This is a genomic window from Oscillospiraceae bacterium (assembly GCA_022483045.1).
In the GTDB taxonomy this organism is placed as follows: domain Bacteria; phylum Bacillota; class Clostridia; order Oscillospirales; family Acutalibacteraceae; genus Caproicibacterium.
Map to the genome: position 1 here is coordinate 370,209 of JAKVOA010000001.1, position 22,924 is coordinate 393,132.

The 22,924-nt window shown below is 52.5% G+C and carries 26 protein-coding genes; 16 read left to right on the forward strand and 10 right to left on the reverse strand.

Going from position 1 to position 22,924, the window contains the following annotated elements; genetic code table 11:
- Positions 1 to 34: 34 nt before the first annotated feature.
- Positions 35 to 331: a GIY-YIG nuclease family protein gene (locus tag LKE53_01810; protein MCH3971499.1), complete on the reverse strand. Its 297-nt coding sequence runs from the start codon at positions 329 to 331 to the stop codon at positions 35 to 37.
- Positions 332 to 492: 161 nt separating this feature from the next.
- Between LKE53_01810 and LKE53_01815 the strand changes: the two genes are divergently transcribed.
- A complete protein-coding gene (locus LKE53_01815) occupies positions 493 to 1,827 on the forward strand; it encodes a C1 family peptidase (protein ID MCH3971500.1) in 1,335 nt (444 codons plus the stop codon).
- Between the two features lie 15 nt (positions 1,828 to 1,842).
- Entirely contained in the window at positions 1,843 to 3,075 is a 1,233-nt protein-coding gene (locus tag LKE53_01820; GenBank protein MCH3971501.1) for an aminopeptidase, read from the forward strand.
- A gap of 205 nt (positions 3,076 to 3,280) precedes the next feature.
- On the opposite strand, the gene LKE53_01825 is transcribed toward LKE53_01820, so the two are convergent.
- The 8 genes from LKE53_01825 to LKE53_01860 form a co-directional block, all read right to left on the reverse strand.
- Entirely contained in the window at positions 3,281 to 4,672 is a 1,392-nt protein-coding gene (locus LKE53_01825; protein MCH3971502.1) for a D-alanyl-D-alanine carboxypeptidase, read from the reverse strand.
- Between the two features lie 122 nt (positions 4,673 to 4,794).
- The gene (locus LKE53_01830) at positions 4,795 to 5,856 is read right to left on the reverse strand and encodes a hypothetical protein (protein MCH3971503.1); all 1,062 of its coding nucleotides are present in this window, start codon (positions 5,854 to 5,856) and stop codon (positions 4,795 to 4,797) included.
- Between the two features lie 15 nt (positions 5,857 to 5,871).
- Positions 5,872 to 6,426, reverse strand: coding sequence for a class I SAM-dependent methyltransferase (locus LKE53_01835; protein MCH3971504.1), 555 nt, complete (start codon positions 6,424 to 6,426; stop codon positions 5,872 to 5,874).
- Between the two features lie 113 nt (positions 6,427 to 6,539).
- The gene (locus tag LKE53_01840) at positions 6,540 to 7,112 is read right to left on the reverse strand and encodes an ECF transporter S component (GenBank protein MCH3971505.1); all 573 of its coding nucleotides are present in this window, start codon (positions 7,110 to 7,112) and stop codon (positions 6,540 to 6,542) included.
- An 81-nt stretch (positions 7,113 to 7,193) separates the two neighbouring features.
- Complete coding sequence (locus tag LKE53_01845) at positions 7,194 to 7,988, reverse strand: energy-coupling factor transporter transmembrane protein EcfT (protein MCH3971506.1); 795 nt, start codon at positions 7,986 to 7,988, stop codon at positions 7,194 to 7,196.
- Positions 7,985 to 8,845, reverse strand: coding sequence for an ATP-binding cassette domain-containing protein (locus LKE53_01850; protein MCH3971507.1), 861 nt, complete (start codon positions 8,843 to 8,845; stop codon positions 7,985 to 7,987). The genes LKE53_01845 and LKE53_01850 overlap by 4 nt, the downstream gene beginning before the upstream one ends.
- Complete coding sequence (locus LKE53_01855; protein MCH3971508.1) at positions 8,830 to 9,663, reverse strand: energy-coupling factor transporter ATPase; 834 nt, start codon at positions 9,661 to 9,663, stop codon at positions 8,830 to 8,832. The genes LKE53_01850 and LKE53_01855 overlap by 16 nt, the downstream gene beginning before the upstream one ends.
- A gap of 265 nt (positions 9,664 to 9,928) precedes the next feature.
- Entirely contained in the window at positions 9,929 to 10,333 is a 405-nt protein-coding gene (locus LKE53_01860; protein MCH3971509.1) for a DUF3842 family protein, read from the reverse strand.
- Between the two features lie 191 nt (positions 10,334 to 10,524).
- Here LKE53_01860 and LKE53_01865 point away from each other — a divergent pair, with 191 nt between their 5' ends.
- From LKE53_01865 to yabP, 10 genes are all read left to right on the forward strand, one after another.
- Positions 10,525 to 11,790, forward strand: coding sequence for a family 1 glycosylhydrolase (locus LKE53_01865; protein ID MCH3971510.1), 1,266 nt, complete (start codon positions 10,525 to 10,527; stop codon positions 11,788 to 11,790).
- Between the two features lie 397 nt (positions 11,791 to 12,187).
- The gene (gene sstT, locus LKE53_01870; protein ID MCH3971511.1) at positions 12,188 to 13,438 is read left to right on the forward strand and encodes a serine/threonine transporter SstT; all 1,251 of its coding nucleotides are present in this window, start codon (positions 12,188 to 12,190) and stop codon (positions 13,436 to 13,438) included.
- A 312-nt stretch (positions 13,439 to 13,750) separates the two neighbouring features.
- Entirely contained in the window at positions 13,751 to 13,924 is a 174-nt protein-coding gene (locus tag LKE53_01875; GenBank protein MCH3971512.1) for a hypothetical protein, read from the forward strand.
- 482 nt (positions 13,925 to 14,406) lie between these two features.
- Positions 14,407 to 15,222, forward strand: coding sequence for a purine-nucleoside phosphorylase (locus LKE53_01880; GenBank protein MCH3971513.1), 816 nt, complete (start codon positions 14,407 to 14,409; stop codon positions 15,220 to 15,222).
- 133 nt (positions 15,223 to 15,355) lie between these two features.
- Positions 15,356 to 17,107, forward strand: a complete 1,752-nt coding sequence (locus LKE53_01885; protein MCH3971514.1) for a polysaccharide biosynthesis C-terminal domain-containing protein — start codon at positions 15,356 to 15,358, stop codon at positions 17,105 to 17,107.
- Positions 17,108 to 17,152: 45 nt separating this feature from the next.
- Positions 17,153 to 17,872, forward strand: coding sequence for a MazG family protein (locus tag LKE53_01890; protein MCH3971515.1), 720 nt, complete (start codon positions 17,153 to 17,155; stop codon positions 17,870 to 17,872).
- Positions 17,865 to 18,140, forward strand: a complete 276-nt coding sequence (locus LKE53_01895) for an HU family DNA-binding protein (protein ID MCH3971516.1) — start codon at positions 17,865 to 17,867, stop codon at positions 18,138 to 18,140. The genes LKE53_01890 and LKE53_01895 overlap by 8 nt, the downstream gene beginning before the upstream one ends.
- 206 nt (positions 18,141 to 18,346) lie before the next feature.
- Positions 18,347 to 18,766 carry a YjdF family protein gene (locus tag LKE53_01900; GenBank protein MCH3971517.1) on the forward strand — a complete coding sequence of 140 codons (420 nt, stop codon included), beginning with the start codon at positions 18,347 to 18,349 and terminating at the stop codon, positions 18,764 to 18,766.
- Positions 18,767 to 18,796: 30 nt separating this feature from the next.
- Entirely contained in the window at positions 18,797 to 19,042 is a 246-nt protein-coding gene (locus LKE53_01905) for an RNA-binding S4 domain-containing protein (protein ID MCH3971518.1), read from the forward strand.
- A 52-nt stretch (positions 19,043 to 19,094) separates the two neighbouring features.
- The gene (gene yabP, locus LKE53_01910) at positions 19,095 to 19,388 is read left to right on the forward strand and encodes a sporulation protein YabP (GenBank protein ID MCH3971519.1); all 294 of its coding nucleotides are present in this window, start codon (positions 19,095 to 19,097) and stop codon (positions 19,386 to 19,388) included.
- A 185-nt stretch (positions 19,389 to 19,573) separates the two neighbouring features.
- Here yabP and LKE53_01915 read toward each other — a convergent pair whose 3' ends face one another.
- Positions 19,574 to 19,759: a hypothetical protein gene (locus LKE53_01915; GenBank protein MCH3971520.1), complete on the reverse strand. Its 186-nt coding sequence runs from the start codon at positions 19,757 to 19,759 to the stop codon at positions 19,574 to 19,576.
- A gap of 154 nt (positions 19,760 to 19,913) precedes the next feature.
- Between LKE53_01915 and LKE53_01920 the strand changes: the two genes are divergently transcribed.
- The 4 genes from LKE53_01920 to LKE53_01935 all read left to right on the forward strand — a co-directional run bounded on the left by LKE53_01920 (position 19,914) and on the right by LKE53_01935 (position 22,893).
- A complete protein-coding gene (locus LKE53_01920; GenBank protein ID MCH3971521.1) occupies positions 19,914 to 20,222 on the forward strand; it encodes a septum formation initiator family protein in 309 nt (102 codons plus the stop codon).
- 41 nt (positions 20,223 to 20,263) lie between these two features.
- Entirely contained in the window at positions 20,264 to 20,773 is a 510-nt protein-coding gene (locus LKE53_01925) for a S1 RNA-binding domain-containing protein (protein MCH3971522.1), read from the forward strand.
- Positions 20,774 to 20,871: 98 nt separating this feature from the next.
- Positions 20,872 to 22,038 (forward strand): amidohydrolase, encoded by a 1,167-nt coding sequence (locus tag LKE53_01930; protein ID MCH3971523.1) that lies wholly within the window; start codon positions 20,872 to 20,874, stop codon positions 22,036 to 22,038.
- 15 nt (positions 22,039 to 22,053) lie between these two features.
- Positions 22,054 to 22,893 (forward strand): fumarate hydratase, encoded by an 840-nt coding sequence (locus LKE53_01935; protein MCH3971524.1) that lies wholly within the window; start codon positions 22,054 to 22,056, stop codon positions 22,891 to 22,893.
- Positions 22,894 to 22,924 lie beyond the last annotated feature (31 nt).

Below are 22,924 nucleotides of genomic sequence, written 5' to 3' on the forward strand. Positions count from 1 at the left end.
AAATTTAATTTTTTACGCCCTTGTTTTTGCCAAATCAAACAGCCGGCGGGGTAAGTCTGCTGTGGGCAATCAGCTGCAGCTTTTCCTGCCGAGAGAGCTTTTTCAGCGCGGCTTCACGCTTTAGGGCGGCACTTTTTGAGGGCAAACGTTCCCAGTAGACCAGCTTTACCGGCAGTCGGGCGCGCGTGTAGCGGGCACCTTTTCCGGTTTGGTGTGCCTTTACGCGGTGGGCAAGGTCGTTGGTCCAGCCAGCGTACAGGGTGCCATCGGCACACTGCAGCAGATAGACAAAGGCATTTTCTTTTTCCGCTAGAGCTGCGGCTGATTCCACGCTTTCCACCTTCTTTCGTATCATTTTAGCAGCAGCGGCCAAAAATTGCAAACATACGGTGCCTGTGCTATACTAGATAAGCCAAAACGACGAAATCATGTGTTTTTTGGTGCTTTTTAATAGAGCTTTCTATTTTAAATAGACGAAAGGAACCTGAATTAATGAAAATGAATGGTATTTCTGAAAAGGAAACAGAGGCTTACCGTCAGTCTTTTGAAAAGAGCACTTTGTGCCGTGCCATGGCAAATGCACTGTACCACAACGGCGTAAAAGATCTTGCCTACTGCGGCGATGCCCTGCAGGGTACGCAGTTTCAGTATTCGGTAGAGATCCCTACCATGGAAGTAACCGACCAGATGCGCAGCGGCCGCTGCTGGATTTTTTCCGCACTCAATCTGCTGCGTGAGCAGGTTGCGAAAAAATGCAATCTTGAAAAATTTGAGCTTTCTCAGAATTACATTTCTTTCTGGGACAAATTTGAAAAAATCAATTACTATCTGGAAAGCGTTATTTCTCTTGCGGACCGCTCGGTCGAAGACCGCCTGCTGACCTTTGTGCTGCAGACCGGTGTAGCGGACGGCGGCCAGTGGGACATGCTAGTGAATCTGGTCGAGAAGTACGGCGTTGTGCCAAAGTCGGCCATGGGCGAAACCTACCAGAGCAGCAATACTGCCGATATGAATAAGCTGCTGAATACCAAGCTGCGCCAGTACACCGCAAAACTGCGAGCTGCCGCTGCGGCTGGCAAAGACCCGCATGCCCTGAAGCCCGAAATGCTGGCTGAAATGTATCGTTTCCTGTGCATGTGCTTTGGCGAGCCGCCAAAGACCTTTGATTTTGAGTATGCCGATAAAGACAAACAGTATCACATGGTGCACAGCCTTACACCAAAGCAGTTTTACAGCACCTATGTTGGCCTTGACCTGCGTGGCGATTACGTCAGCATTATCAATTCACCTACAAAAGACAAGCCTTTTTACCGTACCTATACCGTAGATTACCTGGGAAATGTCGCCGACGGCAGCCCAGTGCATTACCTAAATCTTCCCATGGACGAAATGGAAGAGCTGATTGTGCGCCAGCTGAAAGATGGCCAGCTGGTGTGGTTTGGCAGCGATGTTGGCCACCGCGGCGACCGCGAGCGCGGCCTGTGGAACACTGCCTACATAGACCTCAACAACACGTTTGGCATGGACTTCTCTATGAGCAAGGCCGATCGCCTGGATTACCGTGAGAGTGCTATGAACCACGCCATGCTGATTACCGGTGTCAGCCTGGATGAAAACGGCAAAGCATCAAAGTGGAAGATTGAAAACAGCTGGAGCGACAAACACGGCGACAAGGGCTATTACCAGATGAGTGCTGATTGGTTTGATAATTTTGTCTACCAGGCAGTCATTGAGAAAAAGTATCTTTCGGAAAAGCAGCAGCAGGCTTTGACAGCCGAGCCGATTCATCTGCAGCCGTGGGACCCGATGGGTACGTTGGCAGACTGATTGCGAGGTATCAGAATGAATTTACAAGAAGATATGAAAAAATATGCCCACCTCATTGTTTGCGCGGGCTGTAACTTAAAGCCAGGGCAGGAGCTGTTTATTAGTGCGTCCCTGCAGGCGGCGCCGTTGGTGCGGCTGGTCGCAAAAGAGGCCTACCGCGCGGGTGCTAAAGAAGTGACTGTTGAGTGGAGCGACGATCAGCTGACTCGTCTGCGCTATGAAAATTCGCCGATGGAGTGCTTTGAAAACTTTCCAAAGTGGCGTGCGGAGCTGCAAAATGGGATGGCCGAGCGCGGCGCGGCAATTCTCTCTATTTTAAGCTCTGACCCGCAGGCCCTTTCCGGTGTGGATTCTAAAAAATTGCTTGCTTACAGCAAGGCGGCCCATTTGGGCGCAAAGGCATTTTACGACGGAATGGATTTTGGCCGCAATGTTTGGTGCATTGTTGGTTCGGCTTCTCCTGCTTGGGCCAAGCGCGTTTTCCCGGATTGCTCTACAGTTATGGCGATGGATAAACTGTGGAAAGCTATTTTTCATGCGGTGCGGGTTGATACCCCCGACCCGGTCGCTGCATGGCAGGAGCATCGCAGAAGCTTTGAGAAGCGCTGCGCATTTTTGAATGAAAAGCAGTTTGATAAATTAGAGTACCATAATGAAAGTGGTACAAATATTACTCTGGGTCTGCCCAAAAACCATGTTTGGCAGGGCGGCGGATCAGAAACGCTCAGCGGTGTTTTCTATTTTCCCAATATGCCGACAGAAGAAATCTTCTGCAGCCCCGATCGTACCCGTACAAACGGCACTGTGCACAGTGCGCTGCCGCTCAGCTACCAGGGTGTGCTGATTGAAGATTTCAGCCTGACCTATGAAAATGGCCGTGTGGTAAGCTGCTCTGCAGCAAAAGGGGAAGAGACACTCAAAGAAATTGTCGCGGCAGACGACGGCGCAAAGATGCTGGGTGAGTGCGCGCTTATCCCCAAGCAGTCTCCGATTTCCGAAATGGGTATTTTATTTTACAACACTTTGTTTGATGAGAATGCTTCCTGCCACTTTGCCATGGGCATGGGTTTCCCCGAGTGCGTAAAAGACGGCCTCTCTATTTCCAAGGAGGAGCTTTTAAAGCGGGGCATCAATGACTCCAGTGTGCATGTCGATTTCATGCTGGGCACACCAGACCTTTCTATTACCGGTATTACGGCAGATGGCGAAGAAGTGCCGATTTTCCGCGATGGCGGCTGGGCATTTTAATCTTATCCCAATTATAAAATTTATAGTAGTTGTCTCTGCTTTTCGGTTGGCAGAGCAAAAATAAGCGGCAGCAGCAAAGGAGCACTCTGTGGGGATTCCCATGAAGTGCTTCTTTATTATTGTAAAAAAGGTTTGTTTTACTGGATACAAAAGCTCAGCAAAGCGGCAAAAAGCGGTGCGCAAAAATGCGCACCGCTTAAAAAGTCTAGCGATAGGGGCGGTATTTTTTTGGCTTTGCCCGGCGCCTGCCGCGATGTTTTACATTGGCGTAGCGGTTGCGGCGGTTCCATCTGCTTTGACTGTAGCGGCTCGGGCCGCCGCGGTGGCGGCTGCGCAACGTACGGATCAGCAAAAGAATGAGCAGCACGACAATGGCGGCTGCGACGGCAATCAGCACAATTTTAAACCAGAGCTGCCGGTAAAACGGAATGTGCAGCGGAACTTCTTCCGAAGCTACCAGGTCAATGGTTGTCAGCGCGTTGCTGCCGTAATATACGGTTGCAGTGCCGATCTTCTGCCCAGCTTTTACGGGGGCAGTTATACTCTTTGGCAGCGAAAGTTTGGTGGTTACTTTGGCGCTGTCTGTGGGTAGCATTGCACTGTAATCTTTTATCGGGAGTACGGCAAGCTGCTGATTCTTGCTCTTTGCCTGCAGAACTGTAACATTGGCAACAGACTTTGTCTTTGACAGTACACTCTGTTTTTTCAGGCTCGTAAACGCCCAGTTGTAGAGCTGCCGCGAATCATCAAAAGCGCCGTTAGAGATCACTTTCTTGCCGTCTTTTACACAGGGCGCACCCATGGCAATGCACAGGTAATTGGTGCCATCTTTTGATGCAGTCGAGGCAAGACAGTAGCCCGCCTGGTCAGAGGTGCCTGTCTTGCCGCCGGTACAGGCGGCATAGTAGTAGCTGTCGCCCTTTACCAGCAGTTTATTTGAGGGCACCAGCTTGCGCGCTGCGGTATAGTTGGTCGCCGGCACTGTGTACGAGGTACAGGATGTAATTTTACGGAAAAGCGGCAGCGAATAAGCGTACCGATAAATCTTTTCCATATCCTTTACCGTTGTGTAGTGGTCTTTGTCGTAGTTACCAAAAACATTCGTGTAGTTTGTATTTGTACAGCCAAGTGCTTTTGCTTTTTTATTCATCAGCTGTACAAACTGCGTGGTGTTGCCGCTGGCGGTTTCTGCCAGTGCAATAGCCGCATCGTTTCCCGAGGGAATCAGCATACAGTACATCAGATTCAGTGCAGAAATTTTTTCGCCCACTGCCAGCTGCACAGTGACAAACGAGCGGTCGGGAATCTGCTTCTGTACATCTGCAGAAATAACCGTATTGGTATTCTGCGGGTCGCGAATCAATTCTGATGCGACAATGAACGTCATGATCTTTGTGGTAGATGCTTGATAAATTTTTGTATCTGCGTTTTTGGCATATATGGTGTCGCCAGAGTCCAGGCTGACCAGTTCCAGAGCATTGCTCTGCGGAATAAAGCCGGGGTCCAGGGCAGCAGCCTGTCCGGGAACAATGGCAGAGGTTACGACCAGCAGCGCTGCGAAAGCGGCACAAGCCCATCGCTTCAGTTTCTTTTTCATCTCGTTACTCCTTCCAGCATAAACACATAATACTATACCACGGAATGAGAAAAAGGTAAAGTTGCCGGCAGAAAAGAAAATGCTGCCGAAATCTGTGGCAGCACCCTGCGGCGAAGCAAAATCTAAAATACAATGTCCGCCGCTTCACGAATATGAAAAGCAGAAAAGTAGCGCTCTTCCAGCGGAATCCAGCGGGAGGCAAAGACTTTGGCGCTTTCTGCGCCGTTTCGTCTGCAGATACGCTGCAACTGCTTTTGGGGGTCAATATCGGAAAAAGCCCGCAAGTCGGCGTATTTGCCGAAGGCCGGGTGGCAGCTGTAGGCGCCTTCCACAATTTGCCAGTGGCTTTTTGGCACTTGACGCATGCCGGAAAGTGCCATCTTTCCGCAGTCAAAAATTTGGTACGAGAAAGCGCTGTCCTTGCCTAGGTGCGGCAGCACTTCCTGGCAGAAGCGTTCGTAGTGCACGTTTCCACCAGGCTCTGCAAAACGCTTTTCGGTGCGCAGGGAGGGCGGCAGGAAAAAGTCATCCATGTGAATTGCAGCAGCACAAATGACACTTTCCAGCTGAGCCGCGGCGGTTGTTTTGCCAGAGGCAGAGCGCCCGTCCAGCGTAATAACTTGCGCCCCCGTTTTCGGCGGCAGAGCAGCTATCTTTTCGAGCAGCGGGAACAGCCGCACAAAGGGCCTGCCTGCCACGCGGTAGGCAGGATGCTCTGCCTGACGGTAAATCTCACTGTGGTGAATCGGGCGGCAGGGCCCCGCAGCCCGGTACTGTTTTAGGTATTGTTCAAAATCCGCTGGGGAAAAGGGTAGATTTCCCGCGGCGGCAAGTGCTTTGGCAGCGGAAAGATTCTGCTCAAAAAGGGTCTCTGCTTTTGGATGGGATACAGAAGAACAGCGGAAAATTTGAAAAAGCCATTCCGGCGGCAGAGCATGCGCTTTCCACGCGGCAAGATTTATTCGGCAGACATCTGCAGAGAGCGGCTCGAAAAGCACTTCTTTGCTTTTGGGCACCACCGAAAATTCCTGTCTGAAATAGGTCTCTGCTGCGGGTAAGTCTTTTAGCAGATGTTCCCCGCCAAAGGCGGCTTGGTAGCAAAGCTTTACGGTATCCTGCGGCTGCAGAGCGGGGTGCAGCGCTGCTTGCTGCAGCAGGCAGGTCTCAAATTCTGTAATTTTCAATTTCGTGCACCTTCTTTATTTTGCAGTTGTGCCGGAAACAATATAGGTCTTTTCATTGGAAATGACCGTATCCACAGTTATCGCCGGCGCGAAGAGCTTTGCCAGTCCTTGGGCAGGCGGCAGTTCATGGGAAATCAGCTCGGCGTTGATGGCGCGGTGGCGGTGATTGATTGCATCACGGCTTGCGCCGTGGGCTACGGTCAGCCGGCCGCCGGGTTTGAGCTGCAGGCTCAGGTGCTCTATCAAGCGCTTTGGGTCCGGAAAATGCGGCAGAGCATTATAGATGACGCAGCAGTCAAAGGCCCCGGGGAAATGGAGCGTTTCGGCATCTGCCAGCAAAAGGGTGATACGTGGATCGGAAAATTTTGCTTTTGCTGCGGCAACCATAGCCGGTGAAATGTCGACCCCAGTGACGGACTTGACGCCGCGTGCCAGGTAATCGGGAAACAGTACACCGGTGCCGCAGCCGATATCTAGTACGCGCGTACCGGTTATTATGCCGGCGTGGTCCAGAATCTTGCCGATGACGCTGTCGTCGTGTATGGTATGCGTGTCCCATTGCGGAGCCATTTTATTAAAAAATTGTATGACAGTTTGCTTATCCATAAAATTCTCTTTCCTTTTTAAAATAAAACGCAAGAATGCCGCCCCTGCATAAAATGCACGAGCGGCAGAAATACGAATTAGTTAGAAGCCTTTGCCGGCACTGATGCAGCTTTCGGGTAGCGGGCAGGAATCAGCCGCGCTTTTTCCAGGGCAAAAACAATGGTCGGAATCAGCGCAAGCTGAATGACAATGCCGGGCATGGCAGTGGCAAAATAGCCGCTGGCCCACGCTGCTATGGAGTATTTGCCGGCAGCAAAAATTAGCGCTTTGGTAATGCCGGCGATGATACGGCCGCCGAGCATGGCGGTGACAAGGCTGATGTAGAGATCAGCGTAAACCTTTTTCGTATGTACCGTGCGCATCATCAGCCCGGCAATCAGGCCATAGCAGGCAAGCTCAACAATCATGCTGGGCAGGTAGGGGACAGGCGGCATGCCGGTAAGCAGGCTCGAAAGCACAGGCCCCGCAATGCCGCACAGCACACCGAAAGGCGCGCCGCAGATTAGCCCGCACAGCAGCACCGGAATATGCATGGGGCAGAAGATACTGCCGCCGTTTTGGATGGAGTGAAAAGCCATTGGCAGCACGACACACAGTGCAATGCACACCGCCGTAATCATGGAACGCTTGACATTAGACATTTTTACCATTATAAAAATCCTCTCTCTGTTCTGTAATGTAATACTATAACAATTTAATTAAAATATAAATATAAACATAAACGATTGAATTTATCCAAGAATACAGAATTGCAGAAAACAGACGGCTCCGCTTGCTGCCAGTGCAGCAAAGTCTGGGCGGTGCAGCGGGTGGGTTTCCTTTTTCGTGCGGTAGCGCGCACTGCGGTAGCCGCGCGCCTCCATGGCGAGGGAAAGCTCATCTGCCCGGCGAAACGCTGAAAGGAAAATCGGAATCACCAGTGGCAGTATACTGGCAGCTTTTTCTGTCAGCTTTTTGCTTTCAAAGCGGGCACCGCGCGCAGTCTGTGCTTTGCGAATCTGCTCGGTTTCTTCTGCAAGGGTGGGGATAAACTGGATTGCCGCACTGATAATCATGGCAATTTCCTCTACTGGAACGCGCAGAAGCTGTAAGGGCTTCATCAGGCTTTCCAGTGCGCTGGTAATATCCATTGGCGCCGTGGTGCAGGTGAGCGCATTGCTTAGAAGCAGCACCAGAGCTACCCGCAGGGCAACACTGGCGCCCTGCACCATTCCCTCAGCAGACGGCCGAAAAATCCACCACGACCACAGCGGATGCGCCGCGTCAAAAAACAGGGCATTCATGCAGAAGATGACAATAAAGAAAGCCCACAGCTGTCGCACGGAAGTGAGGGAAATAGACACCGGCAGCCACGCCAGCAGCAAAATAGCTGCAATGACGCAGAAAATACACACATATCCCCATACCTGTGAAGTAGCTACAACAGCGGCCAATAGGGCGAAAAAGCACAGCAGCTTTGCCCGGGCGTCCAGCCGGTGAATGATGGAGCTGCCGGGTATAAATTGTCCGGCAGGCATACACTTCATGATTCAGCGCCTCCCTTTAACTGCGCTGTCAGCGCAGAAATCAGTTCATCATACTTTACAATATCCTGTGAGAGCGGCATGTCCTTTGCGGCGAGCATTCCTGCCAGCAGGCGAGGCGTGCTGACCTCTAAGCGCATTTTCTGCAGCCGCGGAATATCGGAAAAAACTTCTTTGGTGCTGCCGTCTAAAACGACTCTGCCGCTGTCCAGTACCAGCATGCGCCGGGCATATTCGCCAAAGTCATCAGCCGTGTGCGAAATCATTAGAATCGTTATGCCTTTTTGGTTCAGCTTTTGGGTCAGGCGCAAAAACGCTGCGCGGCCAAGTGGGTCCAGCCCAGCGGTTGGTTCGTCAAAAATAAGAATCTTCGGCTGCATTGCCAGCACGCCGGCGATAGCAACCCGCCGCTTTTCGCCGCCCGAAAGAGCCAGCGGAGACTGTGAACGGATGGCCTCGAAAGAGAACCCCATGGTTTCCAGTGCATTCTGTACGCGCTGTTGTCGTTCTGTGCGGCTCAAACCAGCGTGTTTTAGACCGAAAGCGACGTCTTTTTCCACAGTGGTTTCAAACAGCTGATATTCGGGGTACTGAAACACCACCCCGACGCTGCGCCGCAAAATCTTGCGGTCGTAGTGCTTTGAGTTGATATCTTTTCCGTCCAGAAAGATCTGACCGCCCGTTGGGACCAGCAGCCCCGCTGCCAGCTGAATCAGAGTGGTCTTACCGCAGCCGGTGCGTCCCATAATGCCGATATATTCGCCGTCTGCAATGTTTAGGCTGATATCCTGCAGCGCCGCCACATGCTGCGGCGTACCGGGCAGATATTCATAGGAAACGTGGTTTAGCGCAATCGGCATATTTCTTTCACCAGCTCTTCATTTGTCAGCGGGCAGTGCGAAAGGCGAATGCCGCGTTTGTGCAAATCGTAATACAGCCGTACCGGAACTGGTGGAACCAGTCCGGCGGCAGCCATCTGCTTTTGGTCGGTTAAAATTTCTCGCGGTGTGCCGCTTGCCAAGATATGCCCGTGCTTCATCAAAAACACCCGGTCTGCAAATATGGCTTCTTCAATATAATGGGAAATCATCAAAATGGTTTTGTGTGCTTTTTCATGCAGGCGCTGCACGGTTTCCAGTACCTCACGGCGGCCCTGCGGGTCAAGCATGGCGGTCGCCTCGTCTAAAATCAAGATATCCGGGTCCAGCGCCAGCACACCCGCCAGCGCAATGCGCTGTTTTTGTCCGCCCGAAAGTGCATGCGGCGCGCGCTCTTCAAACCCCTCCATGCCGACCATCTGCAGGGCTGTGCGCACTTTTTCGGGAATCTCCCTGCGCGGGACCTCGTAATTTTCCAGCCCAAAGGCAATATCTTCTTTTACTACGGAAGAAACGAACTGGTTGTCGGGGTTTTGAAAGACCATGCCGCACCGCCGCCGCAGCTGCCAAATTCTGCTTTCCTCGCGCACATCAATGCCCGCCACGGTCAGTGTACCCTGCTGCAGCGGCAGCAGGGCGTTGAGCAGCTTAACCAGCGTGGATTTTCCGCTGCCGTTTGCGCCGAGAATGGCTGCCAGCTCGCCCTGCTGTATGGCAAGGGAAACTTCGCTTAAGGCCTGCTGTACGGTGCTTTCGCTTTCATAAGTGAAGCTGATGTCTTTTCCACTGACTGCTGCCATGTTTTCTGATACGCCCCGTCAAAAAAATGCCATGAAGATGCGGTCCCTTTCAGGGGACCAATCACCTGCATGGCAATTTCATTTTCTTTAATTTATTATTTATTATTTTCTTAATTTATTTTCAAAAAAGATGTAATGATTTGTGTACATCGGGCAGTCCTGTGTCTGCGGTGTCTGCAGCGTTCGGCTTTCTGCAGAAAGCCCGGGCTTCTTCCTGAAGCACCGCACATATTGTACGATAATGAGACAAAAAAGTCAAGATAACTTATGCAAGTTTTTCAATTTCATGTACAGCTTCTTGTACAAGGCGGGTGATGGAAAGATCGCCAATGCCGGCAATCAGGTTGTCACAGTGATTTACCGGAATCAGCACACGCACCGCCGTGCTTTGGCCGACTGCCTTTGCCATTTTCGGTGTAATTTCGCCGCAGAGCGCGTCCGCAATCACAATACCGATGGGGCCGGCAATCACGTCGGCTTTTCGGCAGGCGACCCGCACCGCATTTTCGCCGGTCGCGGTGCTGTCAGCGCCGGCTTTGCGCATGGCAGCGGTTGCGGCGCTGTTGGTGCCTACTGCACGCACAGCAGCCTGTGGCAGCGCATTTTTTAGAGCAGTGACCAGCTGACGGCCAATGCCGCCGCCCTGGCCGTCGATAATCAAAATATTCATGTCGTTTCATAGCCCTTTCCTACAGCTCATACTTGCTGAATATTATAGCATACAGCAAGATGTGCGGCAACTGCAGCGCGGCGCGAAAGTTGCAATTTTCAGTGCTGCAGCGTAAAATAGGAATAGAATGCAAGCGGGGCCGTTTGTGGCAGAAAACTGCGGCTGCGGGCGCCCGCACAGGAGGGAAATTTGTGGATACACCATTTTCATTAAAGGGGGTCCTGCTCGGCTGCTCTACTTCGGCAACACAAATCGAGGGCAGCCCTACCAGAAACAGCTGGTACGACTGGGCAGATATGCCCGGCCGCATGAAAGACCACTCCAGCCCGAAAAACGCGAATCAGCACTGGCAGCGCTGGCGCGAAGACAACCAGCTGATTCAAAAGCTGGGTCTGCAGGTCTACCGCATGGGGCTGGAGTGGAGCCGCATAGAGCCAGCCCCGGGCTATTTCTGCCATAAGGCTATGCAGCATTACCGCGACGAAATTTTAGACCTGCGGAAAAAGGGCGTCAAGGTACTGGTTACACTGCACCATTTTTCAAACCCAAGCTGGTTTGAAAAAGAGGGCGGCTTTGTGCGCAAAGACAGTCCCCAAATCTTTCTGCGGTATGTCACCTATGTTGTGGAGTCAATCGGTGACTTAGTCAGCGACTATGTTACTTTAAATGAACCAAATGTCTATGTGACGCTCAGTTACTTTTTGGCACTGTGGCCACCGGCGAAGCACAACCCGGCCACTTCTATTCGTGTAATGCGCAACCTGGTCTACTGCCACTTGGCCGCATACCGCCGGATTCACCGCATTCGTGAAGAACGCCATTTTCCGGGGCGCACAATGGTCAGCTTTACCGAGCATCTGCGGGTCTTTACGCCGGCCCACCCGCAGGACCATCCGCTGGCAAACGGTATGGAGTACCTTTTCCAGGGCCTGACTATGGCTATGTACACCGGCCGGCTGCTTTCCCCGCTGGGTGGGGGCGCGCCCTTTGGTGACAGCCGCTTTTATGATTATATCGGCATCAACTACTATACGCGCCTGTGGATAGACGGCAAACACATCGGCGTCTGCCCAGGCAAGCCGGTCAATGACCTTGGGTGGGAAATCTACCCAGAGGGGCTTGGCTTTTTAATGCGTAAGCGGTACCGCCGGCTGTGTGCGCCGATTTGGATTACCGAAAACGGAATTGCCGACCGCGAAGACAAACAGCGCTGCCGCTTCCTGTATGATCATCTGCGGCAGGTGGCCGACAGCGGCCTGCCGGTAGAGCGCTATTACTACTGGTCGCTGATGGATAACTTTGAGTGGGCAGAGGGCGAAACCGCTGCCTTTGGCCTGATTGACTGCGACTTTAAAACACAAAAGCGCACTGTGCGGCGCAGCGCCTATTTTTACCGTGATATTATCCGAAACGGCGGCGTGACACAGCAGATGATAGATACCTATCTAAAAGAGTAAAAATTCTTTTCGTATGAATTTTATACAAAAATGTATGCAAACCCTGCTCGCTGTGCTTTTACAGAGTCTGCAGCAGAAATTACAAAATAAAGAGAAAAAAATAAGCCGAAAAACAGAAGATGCTGCGGAATTTTGCCGCCGGGGGTTTATCTTTTCCTTTAGGTCTGATATAATAGGTATATATAGAAGAAATGTAATAATTTTCAATAGAAATATCTATATTACCTGTTCAAACGCGGTCCACGCGGCCTAAAGAAGAGAAAAAACACCCGGCGCATTCTGTTCCTGTGAAAAGAGCAGCAGCCGTGCCACGCTTGGTTTGACATGGCAAACTGCATTTGTACAAGCCTTGGAATGCAACAGATGCTTTTAATACACATTAAACAAGGTGAAAAAATTGAAAGGAATTTTTAAAAAGTGGAACAGCATTAATCTGATTGCAAGGATTCTTGGGGGGCTCGCCGTCGGTTTCGTTTTGGCGCTGGCATTTCCAAAAGCCGGCTGGATTACGACTTTTGGCACAGTCTTTGTTGATGCGCTCAAGGCCATTGCGCCTATTTTGGTTTTTGTGCTGGTGACAGGCTCCATTGCACAGGCGCAGGGAAAGTTTGGCCATAAATTTGCAATGGTCATCTTTTTGTATCTGCTGAGCACACTGGTGTCTGCGACCGTGGCAGTTCTCGCAAGTTTTTCGTTTCCCATTACCCTGACGTTTACAAAGGCAAAAGCCGCAAGCGCGGCGCCCAGCGGCATAGGGGAGGTCTTCTCCACGCTGCTGCAGAACATTTTCGCCAACCCTGTCGGTTCTTTGGCAAAGGGTAACTATATTGGCATTCTCATGTGGGCGCTGCTCTTTGGTTTGGCGCTGCGCGGTGCTTCACAGGGAACAAAGGCCGCTTTGGCAGATCTTTCAGATGCGGTTTCCAAAGTTGTGCAGTGGATTATCAGCTTTGCGCCATTTGGAATTATGGGTCTTATCTATCATTCGGTTTCAACAAGCGGGCTCAGTATCTTTGTTACATACGGAAAACTGATTGCGGTTTTGGTGGGCTGCATGGTTGTAGTAGCGCTCGGCACCAATCCGTTGATTGTCACCATCTGCCTGAAGCGTAATCCATATCCGCTGGTTTTTCAGTGCCTAAAAGAGAGCGGCATTCCCGCTTTCTTTACGCGTAGCTCTGCGGCAAATATTCCAATCAATATGGCGCTGTGTGAAAAACTAGGGCTTGACAAAGATATGTATTCCGTTTCCATTCCGCTGGGCGCCACCATCAATATGAATGGTGCGGCAGTTACAATTACGGTTATGTCACTGGCAGCGGTGCATACCCTGGGCATTCCCGTCAATATCCCTATGGCGCTGGTGCTGTGTGCGCTGTCTACCTTAGCGGCCTGCGGGGCCTCTGGGGTTGCCGGCGGGTCTTTGATGATGATTCCGCTGGCGTGCTCGATCTTTGGCATTTCCAACGATATTGCCATGCAGGTAGTCGGTGTTGGGTTTATTGTCGGTGTCATTCAAGATGCCTGCGAGACAGCACTTAATTCTTCCAGTGACGTTCTTTTTGCGGCGGTTGCGGAGTACCGCGAGCGCATGCTGCAGGAAAAAGAGGGAAAGAACCACTGCCGCCTTGAGGCCGGCAAGTCCTGAGTCATGCCATACTGGTATCTTAAAAATATAAATGCTGCTTAGTCTGCAGGACGCTCTGCCCAATGAAAAAAAAGGCATGAGCGCCTTTTTGCTTTTCTTTATTAAGCGAAACACCATTCTGACAGCTGTATCTGCACATACAGCTTCTTTTTTACAAGTTTAAGAAAAATTAGGTATGCTAAAAAAAGTGAGTGGGCCGAAAAACAAAATCTATTTCGGAATACGCCAGCAGGGGTTTACCTTCCTTTAAGGGTCTGTTATGATAGGCACATACAAAAAAGAAATGGAAGAATTTTGAAGGAGGTACCCGCGATGTTTGTAACCAGACCAGACCGCCCAGACCGGCTTAAAGTAGGAGAAAATAAGGATACACAGCGCATTCATATTGTGCCCAGTGAAACACGACAGCCGCGCCACAAGTTGGTTGGCGGTGCAGACCGTGTCGACCGTGTAGAGCCGGTGCCGGAGGAAGCGCGTTTTTCCTAAAAGCGGCAGTTTGTGTGCTTGTCTGCAAATAAAAAAATAAATAGGCGGGCGCTGTCAGGTAAGCTGGCAGTGCCCGCCTTTTGCTGTTCCGTTTTCCAACAACACAGTGGCGGAAGATTTCTTTTGAACTGTGCGGCCAAAATGAAAATAGGATACAGACCGCAAAAAGGCGCAGGTTTGTATACCTGCGCCTTTTTACTAAGAGAGAGGAGAAATCTTTATGAAAACAAACTGAATGTTCCGGAACACCCTGCGGCTGGCAAGTCCGCAGTTCGGCTTGTGTCCCTTGAACAAATTTAGTATACGGGTAGGTTGTGACTTATGATTGAATGAGTTATGAATGGTTTGTAACACTTTTTTGCATAAATTAAGAACACGTGGCACTTCTTGCATCCAGCAGTGAAATCTTCTATACTGAAACACAGCAGAGGCGGCAGTGCCTGGTCCTGCCGCCGTAAAAACGGACCATACAGGAGGAAAACATGCAGGATAAAATCCGTGCCGCCGCAGCGGCAGTCAGAGCAAAAACAGATATTGTGCCCACGGTGGGTGTTGTTTTGGGTTCCGGCCTGGGCGGCCTTGCCGACAGTGTCGAAAAGCCGTGTGTACTGCCTTATTGTCAGCTGCCGGGCTTTGTGCCTTCCACTGCGCCGGGACATGCCGGCCAGCTGCTTTTGGGCAAGATCGGCGCTGTGCCAGTGGTGTGTATGCAAGGGCGCCTTCACTACTACGAGGGCTACACCATGGAGAACATTGTCTTTCCAGTGCGTGTAATGAAAGCACTGGGAATAAAAACGCTGATTTTGACAAACGCTTCCGGTGGCGTCAATTTAAATTTTCAGGCAGGCGACCTGATGCTGCTGACCGATCACATCAATTTTTTGGGGACCAACCCACTGATTGGACCAAACGATGAAAAAATCGGCCCGCGCTTTCCGGATATGAGCCATATCTATACGCCGGCACTGCAGAAGCTGGCACTGAAAGCTGCCGATGTCTGCGGTATTCCGCTGAAACAGGGCGTTTATCTAGCAACGACCGGCCCAAGCTATGAAACGCCGGCGGAAATTCGCATGTTCCGCACATTGGGCGCAGACGCCGTAGGTATGTCCACTGTGCCGGAAGCGATTGCTGCCGCACACTGCGGGCTGCAGGTACTCGGTTTTTCGATGATTACAAATATGGCTGCAGGCGTTCTGGACCAGCCCCTGAGCAGCGATGAAGTTATTTGCACTGCCAATGCACGCGGCCACGACCTGCAGCGTCTGATTGCTGCTTTGCTGCCAATGCTGCCGTAAAGTATCTTTTGGTTTCTGTAAAATATTTTTTGTCTCCTGCCAAAATCAAGGAAAGCTTTGCTTTCGGGTGACCGTTCTCCGCGGATATTTCTATGTGTCTGCACATAGAAATGAAAAAACAGGAGAAACGGAAGTGTGTACAGTGAAGCGAAAGAGCCAGAGCTTTCTGAAAGGGGCGGCGGTGCTGGTAGGCGCCGTGGCGGTTGTAAAGGTGCTGGGTGCGCTGTTTAAGATTCCGCTGAGCTGGATCTTAACGCCGGTAGGCAGCGCTTATTTTGGCAGTGCGTATTCGCTGTATTTTCCCATATACAGTTTGGCGGCGGCGGGTTTTCCGACCGCTGTGGCACGCATGGTGAGTGCACGCTGCGCGCAGGGCAGGTACCGGGATATTCGCCTGCTGCAAAAAGTTTCGATGCAGCTGTTTGCGGTGATTGGTCTGTGTGCATTTGCCCTGATGATGGCGCTCTCTCTGCCGTATGCGCGCCTTGCTGTGCGCACCGGGCCGCAAACGGTGCTGCCTGCGGTGTGGGCATTGGCGCCCTGCGCCTTTTTCTGCAGCTTGATTTCGGTTTACCGCGGCCTGTACGAGGGCCTGCGCAATATGATACCGACGGCGGTTTCACAGATGATAGAGGCAGCCGGTCGGCTGGTCTTTGGTCTGGGCTTTTGTGCCGGTACAGCAGCTGCTGCAGCACGCGAGTACGCAAAGAATGGAACGGTCTGGGGAACTGTGCAGCCGTCGCAGGAATATGCGCGGCTGGCGGCGCTGCCGGCCTGTGCGGCGGGAGCCGTTTTTGGCGTGACGATTGGCAGCGTGCTGGCGTTTTTCTTCCTGTACTTTTATCATCGAAAAAATGGAGACGGACTGAGTGAAAAAGAGCTCTGCCGGGCACCGCTGCCTCCTCGGGCAGGGGTACTGCGGCGGGAGCTGCTGCGTACAGCGGTGCCCATTGCTCTGGGTTCGCTGGCGGTGAACCTTTCCACCTTGGTCGACGCAATGCTGCTGAACCGCCGCCTGGATGATCTAATGCAGCAGGCACCGGCGGCCCTTTTAGGCATATACGGTTCGCTGCTGCCGCCGGAGGTTATCCGTATGCAGAGCGTGCCGTCTTTTCTGTACGGCTGTTATACCAATGCGAATACGCTGTTTATGCTGGTACCGACAGTTACACAGGCTTTTGCCATGAGCGCCCTGCCAAGTGTGACTGCCGCATGGGCAGGCGGATCACGGGAAAGGCTGCAGAGATGTGTGCATACTGTCCTGCGGCTTTCGGCCGTAGTGACGTTCCCCATGGGCCTCGGCCTTTCGGTACTAGGAGAGCCGCTTTGCAGGCTGCTGTTTGGTGCGCGCAACGCACCCCAGATTACCGGTCATATTCTGTCTGTGCTGGGTATTGCGGCAATCTTTTCTGCACTCTGTACGCCGGTGCAGAGCATGCTGCAGGCGGTTGGCCGAGTGGACTTGCCGGTTAAATTTCTGTTTGCGGGTCTGGCAGTCAAAAGCATTCTCAATTACTTTCTGGTAGGCGACCCGCGCTTTCAGGTAATGGGTGCAGCTTTTGGCACATTGGTGTGCTACTTTTTGATTTTGGCCGCATCCCTGGCTGCGCTGCACCGTGTTGTAAAAATCAAACTGCACGTCTTCTCGTATTTGGGCAGAGCCCTGCTGACAGGCGGGCTCTGCGCTGCTGCGGCAAAGCTCTGCTGGCGGCTGTTGTCGGGGAGGCTGCCGCTTTGGGCGGGTGTTCTGTGTGCAGTGGCAGCGGCGGTTTTTGTGTATATTGCAAGCGCTTTTCCCGCTGGTCTGCTTACGCGGGAAGACCTTTCAGCACTGCGGCAGGAGAAGTTTGCCAAAAGCCTTGAAAAAAAAGCACATATCGTGTAGAATAACAAATGTCCTGACCAAGTCGGACGAAAAGGGGGCCTCAGGGTGGATTTTCAGCCGAAAGAACGGTATACTTTAGAAGACCTGCGCCATATTTTGCAGATTCTGCGTGCACCGGGCGGCTGCCCGTGGGACCGTGCCCAGAACCACCATTCTATCCGCAATAATTTTATTGAGGAAACGTATGAGGCGGTCGAGGCCATCGATACCGAAAACAGTACGCTGCTGTGTGAGGAGCTGGGCGACGTTTTGTTTCAGGTGCTGTTTCATTGTCAGTTAGAGCAAGAGGCCGGGCGCTTTTCGTTTGAAGATATTGTAGACGGTACTGCAAAAAAAATGATAGAGCGCCACCCGCACGTTTTTGGCACTGTGCAGGTGAAAGATATGTCAGAGCTTTTGCAGAACTGGGACGCCATTAAAAAAGAGACCAAACACCAGCAGAGCAAGACCGATGTTTTGCGCAGTGTTTCACCGGCGCTGCCCGCTCTGATGCGCGCGGCAAAGGTGCAGAAAAAGGCACAGCAGGCGGGTTACCCGCCCGAGCAGAATCCACAGCCAGCCGACCCGCAAAAGGGCGGGGAGCTGCTGCTGCAGGCCGTGCGCGCGGTGCGCGCTGCCGGGCTGGAACCAGAACAGGCGCTGCAGCAGGCGACGGAATCCTATATTGAGGAATTTGCAGAATGGGAGTCTTCTCATACGGCCCCAGATGCAGTGCCTGCAGCAAACAAGGAAACCACAAACGGAGGAAAAAACAGCGATGAATAAAACTGAACTCATCAACATGGCTGCCGAAAAGGCTGCCGTATCCAAAAAAGATACTGAAAATGTCGTAAATGCCGTAATTAACGCAATTGTAGAGGCTGTTGCAAGTGAAGAAAAGGTGCAGCTGGTAGGTTTCGGTACTTTTGAGTGCCGCAGCCGCAGTGCCCGCCAGGGCCGCGACCCGCGCACCAACAGCACAATCGAAATTCCTGCTTCCAAGGCGCCGGCTTTTAAAGCAGGCAAGGCCTTTAAGGACGCTGTGAATAAATAAGCAAAACAAAGCGGATGCGGCAGCTTACCGGTAGTAACGGCAAAGCTGCCTTTTTATTTTCGGCGGTGCTGGGCATTCGCATTATGAAAACAGCAGAGAGAAAAACACAGTCCCGGTTGGTAGTCCGGGCGCGGCAGACAGCCGTCAGTAACCTGCCTCCTTGGTTGTCCGCTCTCTGCAGGGTTAGCATTAAGGAGGACTGTTCCATGGAAAAAATCGTTTCGCGTTTGACCGTGTTTTTTGAGGCCCCTTTTTGGGTGGGTGTCTGTGAGCGCAACAGCAGTTCAGGTTATGCTGTCTGCAAGGTCACTTTTGGTACAGAGCCAAAGGACTTTCAGGTATATCAAAAAGTGGTATGCCAAAATAACCGCCTGCAGTACAGCGCAGTTTTACCTGCTGAAAATTTTGCCGAAAAGAGGCAGAATCCAAAACGAATGCAGCGGGAGGCGGCCGGTCAGCTGCAGCAGCACGGTGTCGGCACCAAAGCACAGCAGGCGCTCAAGCTGCAGCAGCAACAGGGGAAAGAAGCCCGAAAAGAGAAAACGCGCGCACAGAAAGAGGCCGAAAAACAGCGCCGTTTTTCTTTGCACAGACAAAAACAGCTGAAAAAACATAAAGGGCACTGAAAATTCCTACAGGAAAGGAAATGCAGATATATGAGACTGGATAAATTTTTAAAGGTTTCCCGTATTATTAAGCGGCGCACTGTAGCAAACGAAGCCTGCGACGCTGGGCGGGTGCTGGCAAACGGCCGCCCGGCACGTGCTTCTTATGATGTCAAAGAGGGCGATATCCTGGAAATTACGCTGGGCAGCCGAACGATGAAAGCCAAAGTAATCAGCGTAAATGAGTATGCCACAAAAGACAGCGCGGCCGATATGTACCGCGTGCTGGAAGAATAGCCGTGCCCCGCTTTGCATATACCTTGCTGTATAAGCGGGAGGTGTATGCACCATGTACGAGGAAAAGCGGGACCCAAAGGCCGCTGCTGCAAAAGCGCCGCATGTTCTTACACTGGACAATCGGCACCAGCTGCGTGCGACGGGTGTTTCAAATGTAGATAGCTTTGATGAGCAGACCGTGGTGGTTTACACATCGCTGGGGCAGCTGGTGGTGCGCGGCGAGGGGCTGCAGATAGAGAAACTGAATGTAGAAACAGGCGAACTGACCCTGGTCGGCGCGGTCGCTTCCATGGCCTATGTGGGCGATGAAAAGCGCGGCGGTGCTCTGTCGCGCCTGTTTCGGTAATGGATGCTTCCAGCGGCCAGAATGCACTTGCGTTTTTTGTCTTTGCTGTGCTGGGTGCTGCACTGGCCGTGGTATGGTGCTTTTTGCGGGCTGTGCGTGCGCAGATGCGTGAAAAAGGCGCCTTCAGCATTGTTTTAGAGGCCGCTTTCGGCATTTTGTGTGCGGTAAGCATCAAACTGGCGGCATTAGGCGTTTACTGGGGTGAAGTGCGCGCTTTTCTGCTGTTTGGCGCGGCCCTTGGCTTTTGGGCCGTTTATGAAACGGCCGGCCGCCTGCTTTCTTTTGTCGCCGGTATCATTCTGCACGCCGTGGTGCGCTGGATCCTGCGGCCGCTGGGACGTTTTGTCTGCCGTTTGGGGCGCCTGGCGCAAAAAGGCCTGCTGGCTGCGGCGAATATTGTTAGAAAAGTAACACTTTGGGTAAAATATGCCTTGAAATCCGCCGGCAGATTCGTGTATAATAAAAAAAATGCAAAAAAAGCCGCAAGGCGCAGAACTTTTGCAGGACACGGGGTGGTGAAGCCGCATGCGCAAAACAAGCACACAAAAAAAGCCGCACAAAAAGCACAGTCTGCTGCTGGGGGTGGCACTGGCAATGTTTTGTGTGTATATGCTCGTGGCCGTTGTCAGTCAGCAGATGCAGATACGCAGCCAGAAAGCCAAGCTGCAGAGCATTCAGTCGGAAATTCAGGTACAGGAAATCAAAAACAGCGACGTTCGCCACGAGTTGGCCGACCAGGGCGCCAGCAGTGAGTATATTGCCCGTGTTGCCCGCGAAAGTCTGAACATGGCCAAAGCAGGAGAGAGGATTTTCATCTGCCCGGGCGGAGATTGACCGCGGGGCAGTCAAATCATTAAGGAGGAACAAAGAGTTTTATGCAGCTTGAGGTAGGTACTGTTGTGGAAGGTAAAGTAACCGGCATCACCAGCTTTGGTGCATTTGTCGAGCTTCCTACCGGCCAAACCGGTATGGTCCATATTTCTGAGGTCGCGCCCACATTTGTGCGCGAGATTAAGGACTTTGTTACGGTGGGTCAGACGGTTAAAGTGAAGATTCTGAATATCGGTGAGAATAATAAGATCAGCCTTTCTATGAAGCAGGTAGAGGGGCAGAATCTAGGTCAGGGCCAGGCAAACGGCCGCCGCCCACAGCAGGGCGGGCGGCCGCAGCAGCACCGCCCACAGCACCGCCGCCCGCCCGAGCCGCAGCAGCACCGCCCCGGAAACTTTGAGTGGCAGCCGCGCCGCAATGACTCTGCGGATTTTGAAGATATGATGTCCCACTTCAAACAGACCAGTGACGAAAAAATGTCTGATTTGAAAAAGACGCTGGAAAGCAAACACGGCGGCTATTCCCGCCGCGGCAACAGCAGCAGCAACCATTAAGTCAACGCAAAGGCCGCATTCGCACAGGCGGGGCTTTTCCCGCTTGCCGCGCGGCCTTTTTTGCTGCATAAATATCAATGTACAAAAGGAGTAACAAAATGCTGTTTGTAAATGCAAACATACATACCATGGAGGGACCGCAGATTTCAAACGGCTGGCTGCTGACCTGCGGCAGCACCATTCAAGCTTTGGGAAATGCGGCTGACACCCCCGCGGCGGAAAAAAAGTATGACTGTCACGGTGCGGATTTGTACCCTGGCTTTGTAGATGCACACACCCACCTGGGCATGATGGAAGATGGCCTGACTTTTGAGGGGGACGATGTAAACGAAGACACCGACCCCACCACGCCGCAGATGCGTGCCATTGATGCACTCAATCCGCTGGACCGCGACTTTTTTGAGGCCGCTGCGGCCGGAGTGACCACGGTGGTTACCGGCCCAGGCAGCGCCAACCCCATTGGTGGGCAAATGGCTGCCATAAAGACCTACTGCCCGAGCGGCTGCATTGACGACAGCATCGTCAAAGCACCGGTCGCCATTAAAATGGCCATGGGCGAAAATCCGAAAAATGTCTATCGCGACAAGGACAGCGGCCCGGTTACACGCATGGCTACAGCGGCCTGTATTCGTGAAGAGCTGCTGAAAGCGCAGCACTATCAAAAAGCTCTGCAGAAAAGTGAAGAGGACGAGGATACTGACCCGCCGGAATTCGATATCAAGTCCGAGGCACTGCTGCCGGCGCTGCGCGGAGAGATTGAGGTCCACTTCCATGCGCACCGCGCCGACGATATCTTTACCGCAATTCGCATTGGCAAAGAATTTCATTTAGATTATGTCATTGTGCATGGTACAGAAGGCCACTTGATTGCGCCGCGCCTTGCCAAAGAACATGTCCGTGTGCTGAGTGGGCCGTTTCTGGCGGACCGCAGCAAACCGGAACTGCGAAACCAAACGCCCGCGTGCCCCGGTATCCTTGCAAAAGCCGGCGTGCAGACCGCAATTATTACCGACCATTCGGTTATTCCCATTCAGTATCTTCCTTTGTGTGCGGGAGTTGCCGTGCGTGAGGGAATGGATAGGGAAGCTGCCCTGCGTGCCATTACCATAGAGCCGGCGTGCATCTGCCACATAGAGGACCGCGTCGGTTCATTGAAGCCCGGCAAAGACGCAGATTTTTCCCTGTTTGACAGCGACCCGCTTTCCAGTTACACAAAACCGCTGCTGGTGGTGGAAAACGGCGAGATTGTCTATCAGCGCACCTGAAAACGGAGGTACAGCATGAGAGAATTGGAAGCGCAGCGCATTACGGATACAGTAGCAGGGCTTTGCATCAAGGCCAATCGCAGCCTGCCGGAAGATTTGGAAACCTGCATTCGCTGTAAAAAAGGCGAGGAGTCCAGCCCGATTGGACAGGCTGTTTTTCAGGACCTGTGCGATAACATGGACGCCGCCCGCCGGCTTTCCATTCCAGTGTGTCAGGATACCGGAATGGCGGTTGTCTTTGCCGAGGTTGGGCAGGAAGTACACATTGCCGGCGATTTTGAGGCGGCAGTGAACTGCGGCGTAGCAAAAGGCTATACCGAGGGCCTGCTGCGCAAGTCGGTTGCGGCGGATCCCATTCGGCGCGGCAACACCGGCGACAACACGCCGGCCATTCTGCACACGCGGCTGGTACCCGGGGACAAAGTGCATTTGACGGTTGCGCCAAAGGGCTTTGGCAGCGAAAACATGAGCCGACTGAAAATGCTGACCCCGGCCGCAGGCGAAGAGGACATCATTGGCTTTGTTGTGGAGACTGCTCGCCTTGCAGGCAGCAATCCCTGCCCGCCCATGGTGCTGGGCGTGGGTATTGGCGGCGACTTTGAAAAATGCGCAGAACTTGCTAAAGAGGCATTGTGCCGCCCGGTTTCTGAAAAGAACCCGGACCCTTATTATGCCGGATTGGAAGAAAAAATGCTGCGGGCGGTCAATGCACTGGGAATTGGGCCGCAGGGTTTTGGCGGCGACGTGACCTGCCTGTCGCTTGCCATCTGCCAGTTTCCGACGCATATTGCCGGTTTGCCGGTGGCGGTCAATGTTGGCTGTCATGTTACGCGCCACGCCAGCGCTGTGCTGTAAAGGGTCCTTTCTGCGCGAAAATGTAGATATT

Excerpts from the sequence above, each read along its gene's own strand:
- LKE53_01925 (MCH3971522.1), top strand. The coding sequence starts at position 20,264 with ATGCAGCTTGAGGTAGGTACTGTTGTGGAAGGTAAAGTAACCGGCATC.
- LKE53_01835 (MCH3971504.1), bottom strand. The coding sequence starts at position 6,426 with ATGGCTCCGCAATGGGACACGCATACCATACACGACGACAGCGTCATC.
- LKE53_01920 (MCH3971521.1), top strand. The coding sequence starts at position 19,914 with ATGCGCAAAACAAGCACACAAAAAAAGCCGCACAAAAAGCACAGTCTG.
- yabP (MCH3971519.1), top strand. The coding sequence starts at position 19,095 with ATGTACGAGGAAAAGCGGGACCCAAAGGCCGCTGCTGCAAAAGCGCCG.
- LKE53_01930 (MCH3971523.1), top strand. The coding sequence starts at position 20,872 with ATGCTGTTTGTAAATGCAAACATACATACCATGGAGGGACCGCAGATT.
- LKE53_01815 (MCH3971500.1), top strand. The coding sequence starts at position 493 with ATGAAAATGAATGGTATTTCTGAAAAGGAAACAGAGGCTTACCGTCAG.
- LKE53_01935 (MCH3971524.1), top strand. The coding sequence starts at position 22,054 with ATGAGAGAATTGGAAGCGCAGCGCATTACGGATACAGTAGCAGGGCTT.
- LKE53_01895 (MCH3971516.1), top strand. The coding sequence starts at position 17,865 with ATGAATAAAACTGAACTCATCAACATGGCTGCCGAAAAGGCTGCCGTA.
- LKE53_01875 (MCH3971512.1), top strand. The coding sequence starts at position 13,751 with ATGTTTGTAACCAGACCAGACCGCCCAGACCGGCTTAAAGTAGGAGAA.
- LKE53_01825 (MCH3971502.1), bottom strand. The coding sequence starts at position 4,672 with ATGAAAAAGAAACTGAAGCGATGGGCTTGTGCCGCTTTCGCAGCGCTG.
- LKE53_01820 (MCH3971501.1), top strand. The coding sequence starts at position 1,843 with ATGAATTTACAAGAAGATATGAAAAAATATGCCCACCTCATTGTTTGC.
- LKE53_01900 (MCH3971517.1), top strand. The coding sequence starts at position 18,347 with ATGGAAAAAATCGTTTCGCGTTTGACCGTGTTTTTTGAGGCCCCTTTT.
- LKE53_01855 (MCH3971508.1), bottom strand. The coding sequence starts at position 9,663 with ATGGCAGCAGTCAGTGGAAAAGACATCAGCTTCACTTATGAAAGCGAA.
- LKE53_01880 (MCH3971513.1), top strand. The coding sequence starts at position 14,407 with ATGCAGGATAAAATCCGTGCCGCCGCAGCGGCAGTCAGAGCAAAAACA.
- LKE53_01850 (MCH3971507.1), bottom strand. The coding sequence starts at position 8,845 with ATGCCGATTGCGCTAAACCACGTTTCCTATGAATATCTGCCCGGTACG.
- LKE53_01860 (MCH3971509.1), bottom strand. The coding sequence starts at position 10,333 with ATGAATATTTTGATTATCGACGGCCAGGGCGGCGGCATTGGCCGTCAG.
- LKE53_01905 (MCH3971518.1), top strand. The coding sequence starts at position 18,797 with ATGAGACTGGATAAATTTTTAAAGGTTTCCCGTATTATTAAGCGGCGC.
- LKE53_01840 (MCH3971505.1), bottom strand. The coding sequence starts at position 7,112 with ATGGTAAAAATGTCTAATGTCAAGCGTTCCATGATTACGGCGGTGTGC.
- LKE53_01845 (MCH3971506.1), bottom strand. The coding sequence starts at position 7,988 with ATGAAGTGTATGCCTGCCGGACAATTTATACCCGGCAGCTCCATCATT.